18 protein-coding genes and 1 tRNA gene are annotated in these 16,855 nt (G+C 66.9%); 6 read left to right on the top strand and 13 right to left on the bottom strand.

Annotation, left to right across the window (positions count from 1 at the left end):
• Window positions 1-5 precede the first annotated feature (5 nt).
• The 4 genes from WBL06_RS10125 to coaE all read right to left on the bottom strand — a co-directional run bounded on the left by WBL06_RS10125 (window position 6) and on the right by coaE (window position 3,467).
• Complete coding sequence (locus tag WBL06_RS10125; protein WP_424455873.1) at window positions 6-419, bottom strand: PIN domain-containing protein; 414 nt, start codon at window positions 417-419, stop codon at window positions 6-8.
• Window positions 416-652 carry an AbrB/MazE/SpoVT family DNA-binding domain-containing protein gene (locus WBL06_RS10130; protein WP_424455874.1) on the bottom strand — a complete coding sequence of 79 codons (237 nt, stop codon included), beginning with the start codon at window positions 650-652 and terminating at the stop codon, window positions 416-418. Before WBL06_RS10130 ends, WBL06_RS10125 begins: the two co-directional genes overlap by 4 nt.
• 111 nt (window positions 653-763) lie before the next feature.
• On the bottom strand, window positions 764-2,842 hold the full coding sequence (gene uvrB / locus WBL06_RS10135) for an excinuclease ABC subunit UvrB (RefSeq protein ID WP_424455875.1): 2,079 nt from the start codon (window positions 2,840-2,842) through the stop codon (window positions 764-766).
• Window positions 2,843-2,852: 10 nt separating this feature from the next.
• Window positions 2,853-3,467, bottom strand: a complete 615-nt coding sequence (gene coaE, locus WBL06_RS10140; RefSeq protein WP_424455876.1) for a dephospho-CoA kinase — start codon at window positions 3,465-3,467, stop codon at window positions 2,853-2,855.
• A 17-nt stretch (window positions 3,468-3,484) separates the two neighbouring features.
• Here coaE and WBL06_RS10145 point away from each other — a divergent pair, with 17 nt between their 5' ends.
• Window positions 3,485-4,129, top strand: a complete 645-nt coding sequence (locus WBL06_RS10145) for a DUF4126 domain-containing protein (RefSeq protein ID WP_424455877.1) — start codon at window positions 3,485-3,487, stop codon at window positions 4,127-4,129.
• Between the two features lie 70 nt (window positions 4,130-4,199).
• On the opposite strand, the gene rpsA is transcribed toward WBL06_RS10145, so the two are convergent.
• From rpsA to polA, 5 genes are all read right to left on the bottom strand, one after another.
• On the bottom strand, window positions 4,200-5,672 hold the full coding sequence (gene rpsA / locus WBL06_RS10150; protein WP_424455878.1) for a 30S ribosomal protein S1: 1,473 nt from the start codon (window positions 5,670-5,672) through the stop codon (window positions 4,200-4,202).
• A 156-nt stretch (window positions 5,673-5,828) separates the two neighbouring features.
• Window positions 5,829-6,788, bottom strand: a complete 960-nt coding sequence (locus WBL06_RS10155; RefSeq protein ID WP_424455879.1) for an epimerase — start codon at window positions 6,786-6,788, stop codon at window positions 5,829-5,831.
• Between the two features lie 8 nt (window positions 6,789-6,796).
• Window positions 6,797-8,476, bottom strand: a complete 1,680-nt coding sequence (locus tag WBL06_RS10160; protein WP_424455880.1) for a DUF885 domain-containing protein — start codon at window positions 8,474-8,476, stop codon at window positions 6,797-6,799.
• Window positions 8,477-8,498: 22 nt separating this feature from the next.
• Window positions 8,499-8,756 carry an HPr family phosphocarrier protein gene (locus WBL06_RS10165; RefSeq protein WP_424455881.1) on the bottom strand — a complete coding sequence of 86 codons (258 nt, stop codon included), beginning with the start codon at window positions 8,754-8,756 and terminating at the stop codon, window positions 8,499-8,501.
• A 123-nt stretch (window positions 8,757-8,879) separates the two neighbouring features.
• Entirely contained in the window at window positions 8,880-11,525 is a 2,646-nt protein-coding gene (gene polA, locus WBL06_RS10170; protein ID WP_424455882.1) for a DNA polymerase I, read from the bottom strand.
• Between the two features lie 45 nt (window positions 11,526-11,570).
• Between polA and WBL06_RS10175 the strand changes: the two genes are divergently transcribed.
• A complete protein-coding gene (locus tag WBL06_RS10175) occupies window positions 11,571-11,996 on the top strand; it encodes a PaaI family thioesterase (RefSeq protein ID WP_424455883.1) in 426 nt (141 codons plus the stop codon).
• Window positions 11,993-12,676 (top strand): tyrosine-protein phosphatase, encoded by a 684-nt coding sequence (locus WBL06_RS10180; protein WP_424455884.1) that lies wholly within the window; start codon window positions 11,993-11,995, stop codon window positions 12,674-12,676. Before WBL06_RS10175 ends, WBL06_RS10180 begins: the two co-directional genes overlap by 4 nt.
• A gap of 94 nt (window positions 12,677-12,770) precedes the next feature.
• On the opposite strand, the gene WBL06_RS10185 is transcribed toward WBL06_RS10180, so the two are convergent.
• Complete coding sequence (locus WBL06_RS10185; protein WP_424455885.1) at window positions 12,771-13,376, bottom strand: ANTAR domain-containing response regulator; 606 nt, start codon at window positions 13,374-13,376, stop codon at window positions 12,771-12,773.
• A 53-nt stretch (window positions 13,377-13,429) separates the two neighbouring features.
• On the opposite strand from WBL06_RS10185, the gene WBL06_RS10190 reads away from it, so the two are divergent.
• Window positions 13,430-13,512: transfer RNA gene (locus WBL06_RS10190), tRNA-Leu, on the top strand.
• 37 nt (window positions 13,513-13,549) lie between these two features.
• The gene (locus WBL06_RS10195; RefSeq protein ID WP_424455886.1) at window positions 13,550-13,840 is read left to right on the top strand and encodes a DUF503 domain-containing protein; all 291 of its coding nucleotides are present in this window, start codon (window positions 13,550-13,552) and stop codon (window positions 13,838-13,840) included.
• Window positions 13,841-13,871: 31 nt separating this feature from the next.
• Here the strand turns inward: WBL06_RS10195 and WBL06_RS10200 are convergent, their stop codons facing one another.
• Window positions 13,872-14,669 (bottom strand): SDR family oxidoreductase, encoded by a 798-nt coding sequence (locus WBL06_RS10200; protein ID WP_424455887.1) that lies wholly within the window; start codon window positions 14,667-14,669, stop codon window positions 13,872-13,874.
• Window positions 14,670-14,766: 97 nt separating this feature from the next.
• Here WBL06_RS10200 and WBL06_RS10205 point away from each other — a divergent pair, with 97 nt between their 5' ends.
• Window positions 14,767-15,177 carry a DUF2255 family protein gene (locus WBL06_RS10205; protein ID WP_424455888.1) on the top strand — a complete coding sequence of 137 codons (411 nt, stop codon included), beginning with the start codon at window positions 14,767-14,769 and terminating at the stop codon, window positions 15,175-15,177.
• Here WBL06_RS10205 and WBL06_RS10210 read toward each other — a convergent pair.
• The gene (locus tag WBL06_RS10210) at window positions 15,174-15,491 is read right to left on the bottom strand and encodes a DUF1653 domain-containing protein (protein WP_424455900.1); all 318 of its coding nucleotides are present in this window, start codon (window positions 15,489-15,491) and stop codon (window positions 15,174-15,176) included. The genes WBL06_RS10205 and WBL06_RS10210 overlap by 4 nt on opposite strands.
• On the bottom strand, window positions 15,379-16,836 hold the full coding sequence (pyk, locus tag WBL06_RS10215; protein ID WP_424455889.1) for a pyruvate kinase: 1,458 nt from the start codon (window positions 16,834-16,836) through the stop codon (window positions 15,379-15,381). Before pyk ends, WBL06_RS10210 begins: the two co-directional genes overlap by 113 nt.
• Window positions 16,837-16,855: the final 19 nt, after the last annotated feature.

Genomic DNA, 16,855 nt, shown 5'->3' on the forward strand with positions numbered 1-16,855 from the left:
GGGTGTCAGAGTGCGGGACTCGCGACCGTGGCGCCGAGCGCCGCGTAGATTCGCCATGCCCGCGCGTCACGGCTGAGGAGCGTCGCACCATGTTCGACCGCGGTGAGGGCGATGATGCCGTCGTACACCGCGCCACCGAATATCCCCACGTCGCGCAGGCGCCGATGCAGGCTCTGTTGCACCGAGTCACTCAGCGGCAGAATCGCGTCGAAGCGGGTGTCGATCAGCGTGACCGCGTCATCGAGCTCGAGCCGAGCGTCGCCGGGCAGCCGGGTGAGAACCGAATAGGTCTCGGCGAGGGCGTGACTGGGGAGCGAAAGCGGTCGATCTGCGGCCGCGGCTACCACGACATCGTGAGCATCGTGGTACTCCAACAGCAGCGGAATGGCGGCACTGGTGTCGAGTAGGAGAGCGGTCACCGGCGAAACGCGTCGATCAACCGGAAGACATCCTCGTCCGTGATGACCGTGTCCGAGGTCGCGACCAGGCGACCGTCACGCATGACCAGTCGCGCCGTGCGTCCGCGCGCAGTGAGCTGGATGCCGGAACCATCTGTCGTGAGGTCCAGTTCGTCGCCGGCCCTCAGCCCGAGCGCATCGCGCACCGGTTTAGGAACGACGATGCGGCCCGCCTTGTCGATCGTCACGTTCATGCCATCACGATACCATCGAGATGCCATTCCCGGTCCCGGGTAAGAAGAATGCCCCGTACGCCAGAGACGCAGTTCGCCGATCTCGTCACGTCGCTGGACTCGAAGGAGACCTCAGCGAACGTGTCCGGCGGTCTCCATCTGCCGCAGCTCCTTCTTCAGGTCGCCGAGTTCGTCGCGCAACCGCGCCGCGAGCTCGAACTTCAGCTCCCCCGCCGCTTGCAACATCTGCGCGTTGAGGTCGGCGATGATCGACTCGAGTTCGCTCGCCCCGGCAGCGCCGATCCCTTCGCGCCGCAGATTCGGCGTGGGGCTGCGCCGACGCGACCCGTCGGGCGTCGAACGCCCGGCGAGCAACCGCTCGGTGTCGGCGCCCTCGCGGGCGAGCACTTCGGTGATGTCGGCGATGCGCTTGCGCAGCGCCGTCGGCTCGATGCCGTGCTCGGTGTTGTAGGCGACCTGCTTCTCGCGGCGCCGGGTGGTCTCGTCGATGGCACGGGCCATCGAGTCGGTGATGTTGTCGGCGTACATGTGCACCTCGCCGGCGACGTTGCGCGCGGCACGCCCGATGGTCTGGATGAGCGACGTGCCCGACCGCAGGAACCCCTCCTTGTCGGCATCGAGGATCGCGACGAGTGACACCTCGGGCAGGTCGAGGCCCTCGCGCAGCAGGTTGATGCCGACGAGCACGTCGTAAACCCCGGCGCGCAGCTCGGTGAGCAGTTCGACCCGGCGGAGGGTGTCGACGTCGGAGTGCAGATAGCGCACGTTGACGCCGTGCTCGGCCATGAAGGCGGTGAGTTCTTCCGCCATCTTCTTGGTCAAAGTGGTGACCAGCACCCGTTCGTTGCGATCGACCCGCACCCGGATCTGCTCCAGCAGATCGTCGATCTGGCCCTTGCTCGGCTTGACGACGATCTGCGGGTCGACGAGACCGGTCGGGCGGATGATCTGTTCCACCACCCCGTCGGCCATCCCGAGTTCGTATTTGCCGGGCGTCGCCGACAGATACACCTTCTGGCCGACCCGCTCGAGGAACTCCTCCCACCGCAGCGGCCGGTTGTCGAGGGCGCTCGGCAGCCGGAAGCCGTGCTCGACCAGGGTTCGCTTACGCGAGGCATCTCCCTCGTACATCGCCCCGATCTGCGGAACCGTCGCATGCGACTCGTCGATCACGACGAGAAAGTCATCGGGGAAGTAGTCGAGCAGCGTGTTCGGCGGCTCCCCCGGAGCCCGGCCGTCGATGTGCCGGGAGTAGTTCTCGATGCCGTTGCAGAAGCCGATCTGCTCCATCATCTCGATGTCGAACGCGGTACGCATGCGCAGCCGCTGGGCCTCCAGCAGCTTGCCCTGCTTTTCGAACAGTGCGAGTTGGTCGGCGAGTTCAACCTTGATGGATGCGATGGCGCGGTGCATCGCCTCGGTGCTCGCCGCGTAGTGGGTCGCCGGGAAGACCGACACGGCATCCAGCTTGCGCAGCACATCGCCGGTGAGCGGATGCAGCGAGTAGAGCGCCTCGATCTCGTCGCCGAACATCTCGATGCGGATCGCGTGCTCTTCATAGACCGGGATGATCTCGATCGTGTCGCCGCGCACCCGGAACTTGCCGCGCGAGAAGTCGACGTCGTTGCGGTCGTACTGCATGTTCAGGAACCGCCGCACGAGTTTGTCGCGCGAGATCGTGTCGCCGACCTGCAGAGACGTCATCGCCCCCAGGTATTCCTCGGCGGCACCCAAACCATAGATGCACGACACCGTCGACACCACAACGACGTCGCGGCGGCTGAGCAGCGAGTTCGTCGTCGAGTGGCGCAGACGCTCGACCTCGGCGTTGATCGAGCTGTCTTTCTCGATGAAGGTGTCGGTCTGCGGCACGTAGGCCTCGGGCTGGTAGTAGTCGTAGTACGAGACGAAGTACTCGACCGCGTTGTTGGGCATCAACTCGCGGAACTCGTTGGCGAGCTGGGCGGCGAGGGTCTTGTTGTGGGCGAGCACGATCGTCGGCCGTTGCACCTGCTCGATGAGCCACGCGGTGGTCGCCGACTTACCGGTTCCGGTGGCGCCGAGTAGCACGACATCCGTCTCGCCCGCATTGATGCGCTGCGCCAGTTCTTTGATCGCTTGGGGCTGATCGCCACTCGGCGAGTACTCGCTGACGACCTCGAACGGCCGGACGGCGCGGGTGGGCTGCATGACCTCCAGGCTAGGCCGAGCCCCTGACACGCGCTCGAAGGTTCTCCCAGAGCGCATCGGTCTGCTCGAGGGTGTGCCCGAGCGTTCCATCGGCATCGATGACGACGTCGGCGATCGCGAACCGGTCGGTGTCGGTCGCCTGCGAGTTGATGCGGTGCAGGGCCTCCTCCCGGGTCATGCCGCGCAGCTCGATCATGCGGCTCACCCGGGTCTCGGTCGCCGCGTGCACGACCACGCGAAGATCGAACTCGTCGATGCGACCGGCCTCGACGAGCAGCGGGATGTCGTAGACGACGATCGCGTCGGAGTCGGCGTCTCCCGCGGCGGCAAAGAGAGCGCGCGACCGGTCGAGCACCGCGGGGTGCGTGATCGCGTTGAGCCGCTGGCGACCCTCGGGATCGCTGAACACGATCGCCCCGAGCGCTGCACGATCGAGTGAGCCGTCGGCGGCGATCACCCCCGGGCCGAACTCTTCGGCGATGCGGGCGAGGGCCGGCTCCCCCGGTTCGACAACCTGCCGGGCGACCTGGTCGGCATCCACGATCACTGCGCCGTGTTCCTCGAGCCTGCGGGCGACTGTCGACTTGCCCGAAGCGATCCCGCCAGTCAGAGCCACGAGCAGCATGTGGCTATCGTATGGGCATGCTCGAGCTGCTCACGGGAACCGGTCTCGCCGCCGCTGCCGGTCTCAACGCGTACATCCCGCTGTTGCTCGTCGGGCTGTCGAGCCGGTTCCTCGACTGGATCCAACTGCCTCCCGCGTGGGCGTGGCTAGAGAACGAGTGGGTGCTGATCATCCTGGGTGTGCTCTTCGTGATCGAGATCGTCGCCGACAAGATCCCCGTCGTCGACACCGTCAACGACTGGATTCAGACGATCGTTCGCCCGGCCGCCGGCGGCATCCTGTTCGGCTCCGGCACCGCGTCGCAGACCGCCGCCGTCACCGATCCCGCCGAGTTCTTCGCCAGCAACCAATGGGTACCGATCGTCATCGGCATCGTGCTCTCGCTGCTCGTACACGCGGGCAAGACCATCAGCCGTCCCGCCGCCAACGCGGTCACGGCGGGAGTCGCGGCGCCGGTGCTGAGCACACTCGAAGATGTCACCTCGGTCGTGCTGAGCTTGCTCGCCATTCTCTTCCCGATCCTCGTCATCGTCGGGGTGATCGGACTCGCTGTCGGTCTCGTCGCCCTGTTCCGCCGGATGCGGCGGCGGCGTGATCAGGATGCGGTCGACCCGGCAATCCCTGAGCCGCCGGACGCGGACCGGGTTCTCGACGGCGCCTAGCGACGGTGACGAACAGCGCGGCAACGAGAAAGGGCCGAACGATTTCTCGTCCGGCCCTTCACTTCTGCGACTAACTGTTGCTCGAGAGCTTCTCGCGAAGGGCCGCCAGCGACTCGTCGTCGGCCAGGGTGCCGGTCGACGAACCCTCGCTCGAGAACGAGTTGCCCGACGGGGTCGAGGACGCGGCCGGAGCTTCGGCGATGCCCTTCTCCTCGGCGGCGAGCACCTGGGCCTTGTGGGTCTCCCAGCGAGCCTGCGCGGCGGCGTACTCCTGCTCCCAAGCTTCGCGCTGGGTGTCGAAACCCGCGAGCCATTCGCCGGAGGTCGAGTCGAAGCCCTCGGGGAACTTGTACTCCCCGTTCTCGTCGTACTCGGTCACCATGCCGTAGAGCGCCGCGAGGCCCGAGTCGAACTCGGTGCCGTTCGGGTCGACCGACTCGTTCGCCTGCTTGAGCGACAGCGAGATGCGGCGCCGCTCGAGGTCGATGTCGATGACCTTGACGAACACCTCTTCGCCGACCGACACGACCTGCTCGGCGAGCTCGACGTGCTTGCCGCTGAGTTCCGAGATGTGCACGAGGCCCTCGATGCCGTCTGCAACGCGCACGAACGCGCCGAACGGAACGAGCTTGGTGACCTTGCCCGGTGCGATCTGACCGATCGCGTGGGTGCGGGCGAACACCTGCCACGGGTCTTCCTGCGTGGCCTTGAGCGACAGCGACACGCGCTCGCGCTCCATGTCGACCTCGAGGATCTCGACGGTGACGTCTTGACCGACCTCGACGACCTCGCTGGCGTGCTCGATGTGCTTCCACGACAGCTCGGAGACGTGCACGAGGCCGTCAACGCCGCCGAGGTCGACGAACGCGCCGAAGTTGACGATCGACGAGACGACGCCCTTGCGAACCTGGCCCTTGGCGAGGTTGTTGAGGAACGTCGAACGCGACTCCGACTGCGTCTGCTCGAGCAGCGCACGGCGGCTCAGCACGACGTTGTTGCGGTTCTTGTCGAGTTCGAGGATCTTCGCTTCGATCTCCTGGTCGAGGTACGGCGTGAGGTCTCGCACGCGGCGCAGCTCGATGAGCGAGGCCGGCAGGAAGCCGCGGAGGCCGATGTCGACGATGAGGCCACCCTTGACGACCTCGATGACCTTGCCGGTCACCACGCCATCCGTGTCCTTGATCTTCTCGACGTCACCCCACGCACGCTCGTACTGCGCGCGCTTCTTCGACAGGATGAGGCGACCCTCCTTGTCCTCCTTCTGGAGAACGAGGGCTTCCACCATGTCACCGACGTTGACGACCTCAGACGGGTCGACGTCGTGCTTGATGGAGAGTTCGCGGGAGGGAATGACACCCTCGGTCTTGTAGCCGACGTCGAGGAGAACCTCGTCGCGGTCGATCTTGACGACGGTGCCTTCGATGAGGTCTCCGTCGTTGAAGAACTTGAGAGTCAGTTCGACCGCGGCCAGAAAGTCTTCAGCAGATCCGATGTCGTTGATGGCGACCTGCTTGGTAGCCGTGGCGGTCGTTGCGGTTGTCATGTAGTGGTTGCTCCGGGCAGTTGCCTCTGGGAAGAGGGCATAGTTCGGGCCATTGACGAGGCGGTGCGTGTGTGTGTTCGCCGATGGCAGGCGGATAGGAATCGCGTCAAACGCGACTCTCTAGCCTAGCGTGCGGGCGTTCAAGGCGCCAGCGCGCTACGCGCCACGACGGTGGGCGACGATCTGGCGCACCGCCTCGTCGAGCTGCGAGTACTCGAACGCGTAGCCCGCAGCGAGCAAGGTTTCGGGCTCGACCCAGCGGCTCTTGAGCACGAGTTCGGTCTCGGTGCCGATCGCCCATGCGCCCGGCTCCAGCATCCACCGGTGTAGCGGGATGCCGAACGGCACCCCGAGAGCCGACCGGATGCTGCGCATCGCCGTCACGCTGTCGACCGGGTGGGGCGCCGCGACGTTGAGGATTCCGGAGATCGCGGGATGAGCAATCAGAAAGCGGATGACTCCGTAGACGTCGTCGATGTGCACCCACGAGAAGCGCTGTCGCCCGCCACGTGCCCCGTACTCGTGGAGGGTCCCCGCCGCGATACGGCGCTTCGACCGGAACCACGGACCGTCGACCTGGGCGCCCCCGAATCCGAGGCGCGCGAGGTTCATGAGGGGCACCAGGGCGCCACCGTCTCCGAGCACGATCGCGGTGCGCAGGGCGACCCGGCGGGTCGCCGGCAGCTCGCCCTCGAAGAACGCGTCCTCCCACGCTCGGGCGACGTTGACCGAGAAGCCCCGCCCGAGCTCGCCCGCCGGCTCCGTCATCGGTCGATCCTCGGCGTGACGGTAGATGGTGGCCGTCGACGAGTTGAGCCACAGCCCCGGTGGCTCGGCGGCCGCCGCCACGGCCACGGCGAGTTCCCGGGTCGTCTCGACGCGCGACCGCAGGATCTCCGCACGGTTCTTCGCGGAATACCGGCAGTTCACGCTCTTGCCGGCCAGGTTGATGAGCACGTCCGACTTGTCGACGACGGATGTGATCGCAGCGGCATCGCCCCAACTCGCGTCGGCGCCGCCGCGCCCGATCGTCGCGACCTGGTCACCCGACCCCGAAAAGCGTTGCGAGAAGTATCGACCCATGAAGCCCGACGCACCCGCGATGACGACCCGCAATGGATTCCCTACTTGAGCAGCGTCGCCTTCAACGTGTCGAGGCCGACACCGCCGATGTCGAGCGCCTTCTTGTGGAAGTCCTTGAACGAGAAGGCGGCGCCGTCGCGGGTCTGGGCGGCATCCCGAATCTGTTCCCAGATGCGCTGCCCGACCTTGTACGACGGGGCCTGCCCCGGCCAGCCGAGGTAGCGGTTGACCTCGAAGCGCACGAATGAGTCGTTCATGTTGACGTTGTCGCGCATGAAGCCGAGGGCGTAGTCGTGGTCCCAGGTGCCGGTGCCGTCGAGGCGCGGCTTGCCGAGGTGCACGCCGATGTCGAGCACGACGCGGGCCGCCCGCATCCGCTGGCCGTCGAGCATTCCGAGCCGGTCGGCCGGGTCGTCGAGGTAGCCGAGTTCTTCCATCAGCCGCTCGGCGTAGAGCGCCCAACCCTCGGCGTGACCGCTCGTGCCGCCGAGCTGCCGGCGCCACAGGTTGAGCGTCGCCCGGTTGTACACCGCCTGACCGATCTGCAGGTGATGGCCGGGAACACCCTCGTGGTACACGGTCGTCAGCTCACGCCAGGTGTCGAACTCGGTGACGCCTTCGGGAACGCTCCACCACATCCGGCCGGGACGCGAGAAGTCGTCTGCGGGGCCGGTGTAGTAGATGCCGCCTTCTTGGGTCGGAGCGATCATGCACTCGAGGTTCTTGATGGCCTCCGGGATGTCGAAGTGGTTCTTGGAGAGCTCGGCGACCGCCGTGTCGCTCGTCTCCTGCATCCAGCGCTGGAGGGCTTCGGTGCCGTGCAGCTTGCGCGAGGCATCCTTCTCGAGCGCGGCGATCGCATCCTCGACCGAGCCGCCGGGCACGATCTCGCCCGCGATGCGCGTCTGTTCGGCCACCATGCGACCGAGCTCTTCGATACCCCACTCGTAGGTCTCGTCGAGGTCGATCTTCGCGCCGAGGAAGTGCTGTGAGCGCAGGGCGTACAGCTCGCGCCCGACTCCGTCGACCTCGGCGGCCACCGGGGCGAGTTCGGTCTCGAGGAAGTCGGCAAGCCGGTCGTAGGCCTCGGCGGACGCCTCGGCACCCTTCTTCAGTTCGGCGGTGAGCGACTCGGGCAGGTCTCCCCCGTCACCGAGTTTCGCGGCACCGGTGAAGTCGAAGAAGAAGCCGAGCGGGTCGCCGTGCTTGCGTGCCTGCCGCGCGACCTCGGCCACCTGGCGGCGCGCCGGCACGTTGCCGGAGGCGATGCCCGCGCGAAGTGTCTCGATGTAGCCGTCAACGGCGCCCGGAACATTACCAAGACGCGTCGAGATGACCGACCAGTCGGCTTCGAACTCGGTGGGCATGAGGTCGAAGATCTCGCGGATGCCCTGCGACGGCGAGGCGATGACGTTGAGGTCGCGCAGGTGGTAGCCCGCGTCGGCCGATGCGATCTCGAGCTCGAGCTCGGAGACGATGTCGGTCTTGGTGACCTCGTCGACCTCGTCGACCGGGGCTTCGGCGTTCAGGGCTGCGACGACCTTCTTCGCCTCGGCGACCAACTTGTCGTGCCCGGCGGGCGAGTAATCCCCGATCTCGCCGATGCGGCCCTCAACACCCATCCAGATCGCGGCGTCGGGATCGAGGTCGACGATCGTGGCGACCCAGCCTTCGGCGATCTTGTCGATGGGCGTGGCGGATCGCGTCGGCTGTTCGGTCATACCCGCCAGCCTACGACGGGCCTCAGTCTTCGGTCAGGTCGCGTTCCAAGAGCGCGATCAGCGCATCCACTGCTGCCGGGTCGTCGGAGCTCACGGTCACCTCGTCGCCATGGTTGACGTCGAGCGAGAGAATGCCGAGGATGCTCGCGGCATTCACGCTGCGGCCGTGCGCCTCGAGCATCATGGGCACCCCAGTGCCGGCGGCGGCCAGGCTGATGAGGGATGCGGGTCGAGCGTGCAGGCCGATGCGGGATGCGACGACAGCGGTACGAGCGGGCATGGGATCCTCCTCGATCGGTCGCGCGTCATCGCCGACACCGGGACGCGTTCTCGACATTCTGCCCGCCCACCCCGACATCCGTCGAGGGATGAAACCTGGGGGTTGTCAGTGAGCAGCGGCGCGTCAGTGAGCCGCGGCGTCCCAGTTCGCGCCCGACCCCACCTGCACGTCGAGCGGAACGCTGAGGTCGGCGGCGTGACCCATCCGGTCGGTGACGATCGCGGTGATCTCGTCGACTTCGGAGGCGACCACTTCGAGCACCAGTTCGTCGTGCACCTGCAGCAGCATCCGGGAGGCCAACCCTCGTTCGCGGATGTCGGCGTCGATTCCGAGCATCGCGATCTTGATCACGTCGGCGGCCGAGCCCTGGATGGGCGAGTTGAGCGCCTGACGTTCCGCGTTCTCGCGCAGGGTGCGGTTCGTCGACGTCAGGTCGCCGAACGGCCGTCGCCGACCGAACAGCGTCGTCGTGAACCCGTCGATGCGGGCCTGCTCGACCACGCCGCGCAGATAGTCGCGCACGCCGCCGAAGCGGGCGAGATAGTCGGCGATGAGTTCCTTCGCCTCGGAGACGTCGATACGCAGTTGCTTGCTGAGTCCGAAGGGCGACAACCCGTAGGCGAGGCCATACGACATCGCCTTCACCTTGGTGCGCATCGTCGACGTCACGTCGGCCGGGTCGACGCCGAACACGCGCGCGCCGACGAAGCGGTGCAGGTCTTCTCCCGAGTTGAACGCCTCGATGAGCCCGGCGTCTTCCGACAGGTGCGCCATGATGCGCATCTCGATCTGCGAGTAGTCGGCGGTGAGCAGCGTGTCGAATCCCTCGCCGGGCACGAAAGCCGCGCGCACCTCGCGCCCGACCTCGGTCTTGATCGGGATGTTCTGCAGGTTCGGGTCGTTCGAGGCGAGGCGCCCCGTCGCCGAGCCGGTCTGCTCGTAGTTGGTGTGCACGCGTCCGTCGGGCCCGAGCCCCTTCTGCAGGGTCTCGACGATCTGGCGGATCTTGGTGGCATCCCGATGCTGCAGCAGAAGCTCGAGAAACGGATGCGGGTGCAGGTCTTGCAGGTCTTGCAACGACTGCGCGTCGGTCGAGAACCCGGTCTTGTTCGAGCGCGTCTTGGGCATGCCGAGCTGGTCGAACAGTACTTCTTGTAGTTGCTTCGGCGAGCCGAGATTCACCTCGCGGCCGATCTCGGCGTAGGCCCGCGCGGCGATGTCGGCGGCCTGAATTCCGAGTCGCTCGTTGAGCCCCGTCAGCACCGGCGCGGAGACTGTGATGCCCTGCACCTCCATGCGCGCGAGCACCGGGCCGAGCGGTACCTCGATGTCGTTCAGCACCCGCAGCGATCCCGGGTCGAGGCGCCCGGCCAACTCGACCGCGAGTCGCCGCACGAACCACGCTTCGCTCGCCGGGCTGAGTGCCTCGGTCTCGGGCACGAGCTGGTTGGGGTCGGGCTGCGGCAGGTTCTCGCCGAGGTAGTAGTACACGAGCGACGCGAGCGTTTCGGACTTCTGCGACGGACGCAGCAGCCAGGCCTGCAGCGCTGGATCGAGATCGACGCCCGCCAGGTCGACTCCGGCCGCGGTCAGCGCCTTGCCCTGCCGCTTCGCGTCGTAGACGTGCTTCGGCGACGGGCCGGCGAGCCAGGAGCTGAGCACCTCATCGCCCCACGGCACCCACGCCGAGTCGGACTCCCCCGCGATGCCGACGCCGTCGACCCGCCCGCCGATGAGCGCGACCCGCACTCCGAGCGGGGCCGTGCCGCCCTCGGAATGCTTCTCGAGCCACGCCTCGAGGTCGATCCCGATGGGCGTCTGCACCGGAGGCAGTTCGCTCGTCGCGGCCCCGCCATCCGTCAGTTGCCCCTCGTCGGTGACGCCCTCAATCTTCAGGAGCCGTTCAAGGAGTGCCTTGAACTGCAGCCTGCCGAACAGCTCGCGAACGGCGTCGACATCCATCGGGGCGCGGGCGAGGTCGGCGGGGGCGAGCGGCAGCTCCATGTCGGTGACGAGCCGGTTGAGCTTGCGGTTGCGCACGGCGCGGTCCTGCTGGTCGCGCAGGTAGCCGCCGACGACACCCGTGATCTCGTCGGCGTGCGCGAGGAGGTTGTCGAGCGATCCGTACTGCTGGATCCACTTGACCGCGGTCTTCTCGCCGACCTTGTCGATGCCGATCAGGTTGTCGCTCGTCTCACCCACGAGCGCCGCGATCTCGGGATACTGCTCCGGCTCGATGCCGTACTTCTCGAACACGGCGTCGCGGTCGTAGCGCTTGAGTTCCGAGACGCCGCGGGCGTTCGGGTAGAGCAGGGTGATGTCGTCGTTCACCAGCTGGATCGTGTCGCGGTCGCCCGAGGTGACGAGCACGTGGAAGCCGTCCGCCGCGCCCTTCGTGGCGAGTGTCGCGATGATGTCGTCGGCCTCATAGTTGTCGACCTCGAGAGTCGGGATGTTCATCGCCGCGAGCGCCTTTTGAAGCAGCGGGATCTGGCCCTTGAACTCCGGTGGGGTCTCGCCTCGGGTGCCCTTGTACTCGGGATACTCGGCCGTGCGGAACGAGACGCGTGACTTGTCGAACGCAACAGCGAGGTGGGTGGGACGCTCGTTCTGCAGCAGCAGATTGAGCATCGACAGGAACCCGTGGATGGCGTTGGTGTGCTGCCCATCGCGGGTCACGAAGCTGTCGACCGGGAGGGCGTAGAACGCGCGGAACGCGAGTGAATGGCCGTCGATGAGCAGGAGCGTAGGCTTTTTCGAGTCCGGCACTTGCCCAGCCTAGCCGCCGCATCCGACAGCCCTGGAGGGCCTCACGTGACCCAATACCCCGCCGACATCCACCCGGATCTGCTCGCCCGTTTCTCGAACAAGGGCGGGGCTCTGCCGGTGAAGATGGGCATCGAATACGACATCCTCGGCGCCGACTACTCGGTCGCTCGGATGCCGGTCGAAGGCAATACGCAGGTCATCGGCATCCTGCATGGTGGCGCTCACGTCGTGCTCGGCGAGTCGCTCGGATCGCTGTCGTCGGCCATCCACGGCGGGCCCGATCACGTCGCGGTCGGCATCGAGATCAACGCGACCCATTCGCGTTCGATCGACTCCGGCTGGGTCACCGGCACGTGCCGGGCGATCTCGCTCGGCCGCACGCTGTGTACCCATGAGATCGTGATCACCGATGAGGCGGGCAACCGGCTGTCGACGGTGCGGATGACGAACTTCCTCAAGAAGATCCGGTGAGCCGTACCGTCCGCTGGGGTGGTCTGCACAATGCGCGTGACCTCGGCGGCTTGCCTGTGCGCGGCGGCGGATCGACACGCGTGGGCCGCATCTATCGAAGTGGGCGGCTCGATGGCCTGGATGCCGGCGGGTGGCAGCAGCTCGTCGCTGACGGTGTAACGAGCTTGGTCGACCTGCGCAACGGTTCCGAGGTCCGGGAGGTTCCATTGCGGCCGACGGCGTTGACAGTGTCCGTCCGACCCATCGAAGACGAACACGACGCCGAGTTCATGGCCGAGTGGCGCGGCCGCCTCGGGAACCCCGGGTACTACCCGGTCGCGGTGGCGCGCTGGCCCGAGTTGTTTCGAGCTGCGTTCCAGGCCGTGGCCGATGCGCCCGACGGTGGTGTGCTGATCCATTGCTCCGCCGGGCGGGATCGCACGGGCCTCGTCACGTCGCTCCTCCTCGAGGCGGCCGGCGTGGAACGAAAGGCGATCCTCGACGACTACGAGTGGTCGGTGCGGGCGACGAACGACTGGCTGGCGGCGAACCCCGTTTCCCATGAGACGGCTGTCGACGCCAGCACCCTCGCCACGAGGATAGCCGATGCTCGTGCCGCCTTGACGGCATTCCTCGACGACGTCGACCGACAGCCATTCGCCGCACCCCTGGCGGCCGCCGCGGCGCGACTAACGCACTGAGGCGCGAAGATCTCGACACGCGTCGCGCTTCGCGCGGCGCTACTCGATCTGAGCGCTCCGGGCTCAAGCGCTTCGCGCTGTGAGCCCTACGCGCTCACTTCTTGGGGGCGAGCTGTTCGATGATCGCCTGCGCGACGTCGTGCATCGTGAGACGGCGATCCATCGACGCCTTCTGGATCCACCGGAACGCTTCGGGCTCCGACAGGCCCATCTTCTCGTTGAGCAGGCCCTTCGCCCGGTCGACGAGTTTGCGGGTCTCGAAGCGCTCCACCATGTCGGCGACTTCGGCCTCGAGCGTCATGATCTGCTGGTAGCGGCTGAGGGCGATCTCGATCGCCGGAAGCAGGTCGTTCGGGGTGAACGGCTTCACTACGTAGGCCATCGCGCCGGCCTCGCTCGCGCGCTCGACCAGTTCTTTCTGGCTGAACGCGGTCAGCAGCACGACCGGGGCGATGTGGTTCTTCGCGAGCCGCTCGGCCGCCGAGATGCCGTCGAGTTGCGGCATCTTCACGTCCATCACGACCAGGTCGGGCTTGAGCTCCGTGGCGAGCTGCACGGCGGTCTCACCATCCCCCGCTTCGCCGACGACCTCGAACCCGTTGTCGCGCAGAATCTCGACGATGTCCATACGGATGAGCGACTCGTCTTCCGCGACGACGACACGACGCGGAGCGGCCTGAGTCTCGGTGGCATCACTCACGGATCGAGCCTACGGTACGTTGAGGATGTGCCGTGCGCGTCAAGCGCACGCACGCCGGATTGGCGGAATGGCAGACGCGACCGACTCAAAATCGGTTGTCCGTGAGGACGTGTGGGTTCAAGTCCCACATCCGGCACCGATCTCCTGTCTCAGGAGCCGGTAGCTTCGTTCGGGTGTGGATCGGCTGGCTGGAGTTCGACATCCTTCTCGGTGACGTGCACTCGCTCAAGCAGAAGCGATCGGTCGTGCGTCCTCTGGTCGCCGACCTGCGCCGCCTCGAGGTGAGCGTCGCTGAGGTCGGCGAGCATGAGCTCCACCGTCGGGCCCGAGTCGGTGTCGCCGTCACCTCGGGAGATCCCGCTCACGTGACCCGCGTGCTGGATGCGGCCGAGCGACTCGTCGCAGAACGTCCCGAGATCGAACTCCTCTCGGCGCGCCGCCGAATCGCGAACGGCGGCGACTGAGCGCCACAAGGGGCACCAGAGGGAAGAGGCGTCAGGCACGGCGCCAATCGTCGTCGGTCAGGTGCGACCCGGCCTGCGGACCCATCAGCAGCATCCCGCCGTCGACGACCCACGAGGCACCCGTAACGTACGACGCCGCGGGCGAGGCGAGGAAGGCGACGACATCCGCGATCTCGCGCGGCTCACCTGGCCGGCCGAGCGGGACGCCCGGCCGATGCGTCTCTTTCGCCTCGTCCGCCCGCATGTCGTTCATGGGCGTCGCGATCTCGCCAGGTGCGACGCAGTTGACAGTGATCCCGTGCTCACCCAGTTCCAAGGCCATCGTCTTCAGCAGGCCCCCCAGCCCGTGCTTGGCGGCGTCGTACGCGGCGAATCCGACCCGAGGCTGGTGCTCGTGCACGCTCGTGATCGCGACGATGCGTCCGCCGTTGCGCCCTTCGACCATGCGCCGTGCTGCGCGCTGCATCACCACGAACGCGCCCTCGAGGTCGGTGGCGAGGATGCGGCGCCAGGTCGCCAGGTCGGTGTCGAGAAACATCTGGTTGCCGCCGATGCCGGCGTTGTTGACGAAAACGTCGACCCCGCCGAGTTCGTCGGCGAGGGCATCCACGACGTCGCCACAGTTCTCGAGATCGGCGACATCGAGCTGGCGCACGACGGCGCGGCGACCGCGCCCCTCGACGGCGGCGGCGGTCTGCCGAGCGCCTTCCTCGTCGGAGTGCCAGGTGACGCCGACATCCATTCCCGCGTCAGCGAGAGCGAGTGCCGTTGCTCTGCCGATACCGGAGTCGGATGCAGTCACGATCGCGAAACGGGATTCGAAAGTCATGCCTCCACCCTGCGAAAGCCACCGCTGGCATGCCAGGCCTTGACACTCCGACGACCGGGCCGGGAGTAATCGCACCACGGCCGACGTTGGCGTTTCTGTGACCGACTTCCAGGAACTCACCGACCACATCGCACGCACCGACACCGTCACGATCGTGACGTCGGCCGCCGACGGCCGCGAGATCGCAACACCCATCTGGGCTGTCGTCGCCGCCGGCGTGCCGTACGTGCGTTCCGCCTACGGTGAGAAGGCGGCGTGGAACCGTCGCGCGCGGGCCGGTCGCCCCGTCGCCTTCACCCTCGAAGACGGGCGCAACGCGGAGCGCGACGCAACAGCGGCACTCGGCGATCGGCGGCTCGCGGTGCGCGTCGTACACATCGCCCCTGACGCGCCGGATCAGGATGCCGTCGACGTGGCGTTTCGCGCGAAGTACGGGCACACGCCGTACGTCGGATCGGTGTTGAGCGACGAAGCCCGCGCCCTCACGCTACGGGTGGAACGGCTCTAGCGGTCGAGTGGCGTGAACCGCGGGCCGACGTACCCGTCGCGGTCGACGGTCTCCGCCCACATCTCGACCGGTCGCACGAAGAGCCGCCCGTCACCTTCTCGGTGGTAGACGACGAACGGCTCCTCGGACTCGCTGTGCGTCGCGACGCCGACGACGACGTACACGGCACCCTTGAAGTGCCGGTATCGTCCTGCCTCGACGTCAGTCAGCGTGCTCCCCGGACTCCCAGGCGGGTGCGACGACGCTGAGTGCCGACCCGACGACGTGCACGCGCATGTCGTTCGTCGATCCGGGGATGCCGGGAGGGGATCCAGAGATCACAACGACCTTCTCACCCTCCTCCGCGAGGCCTTCACGAAGCAACACCGTGTCGACCTGGGCGTACATCGCATCGGTGTGGTTGACCCGGTCGACCAGGAACGACTCGATGCCCCAGGTGAGGCTCATGCGGCGGCGAATGCCCTCGTCGGGCGTGAACGCCTTCATCGGGATGCGGAAGCGCAGCCGTGACATCCGGCGGGCCGAGTCTCCCGACTCGGTGAACACGCACACGTACTTGGCGTCCACGAAGTCGGCGACCTCGGCGGCGGCAAGGGTGATGGCGCCGCCCTGGGTGCGCGGCTTGGTGCCGAGCGGCGGGATGCGTTCGAGCCCGTGGTCTTCGGTCGACGCGACGATGCGTGCCATCGTCTGCACGGTGACGACCGGGTACTTGCCGACGCTGGTCTCGCCCGAGAGCATCACCGCGTCGGCACCGTCGAGCACCGCGTTGGCGACATCGGACGCCTCGGCACGGGTCGGCACCGGGTTGTCGGTCATCGACTCCAGCATCTGGGTGGCGACGATGACCGGCTTGGCCATGCGACGACACAGCTCGATGGTGCGCTTTTGCACGATCGGCACCGCTTCGAGCGGCAACTCGACGGCGAGGTCACCACGAGCGACCATGATGCCGTCGAATGCGTCGATGATCTCCTCGAGGTTGTCGACGGCCTGCGGCTTCTCGATCTTGGCGATGACAGGTACCCGGCGGCCCTCTTCGGCCATGATCTCGTGCACGCGGGTCACGTCGGCGGCGTTGCGCACGAACGACAGCGCGATGTAGTCGGCACCGAGCTTGAGGCCCCAGCGCAGGTCGTCTTCGTCCTTCTCAGAAAGGGCGGGCACGTTGACCGCGACCCCGGGCAGGTTGATGCCCTTGTTGTTCGACACCTTGCCGGCCACGATCACTTCGGTGCGCACGCGCACGCCGTCGGTGTCGAGAACCTTGACCTTGACCTTGCCGTCGTCGATGAGTAGGAAGTCGCCCGCGGAGACGTCGTTCGGTAGGCCCGTGAACGTCGTGCCGACCAGTTCCTTGGTGCCGGGTACGTCTTCGGTGGTGATCGTGAAGATGTCACCGACTTCGAGGTCGTGCGGGCCATCCTCGAACTTCGCGAGCCGGATCTTCGGCCCCTGCAGGTCGACGAGCACCGCGACGGGGGCATCGAGGTCTGAGGCTGCCTTGCGGACGTTGGCGTAGACCTCGTTGTGCACCTCGTAGGTGCCGTGGCTGAGGTTCATCCGGGCGACATTGACGCCCGCTTCGATGATCGCTCGCAGCGCTTCATAGCTGGATGTCGCGGGCCCGAGGGTGGCGACGATCTTGGCTCTTCTCATGGGGTGGCGGGTTGCTTTC

Source organism: Pseudolysinimonas sp., from assembly GCF_049651805.1.
Lineage (GTDB): Bacteria > Actinomycetota > Actinomycetes > Actinomycetales > Microbacteriaceae > Pseudolysinimonas_A.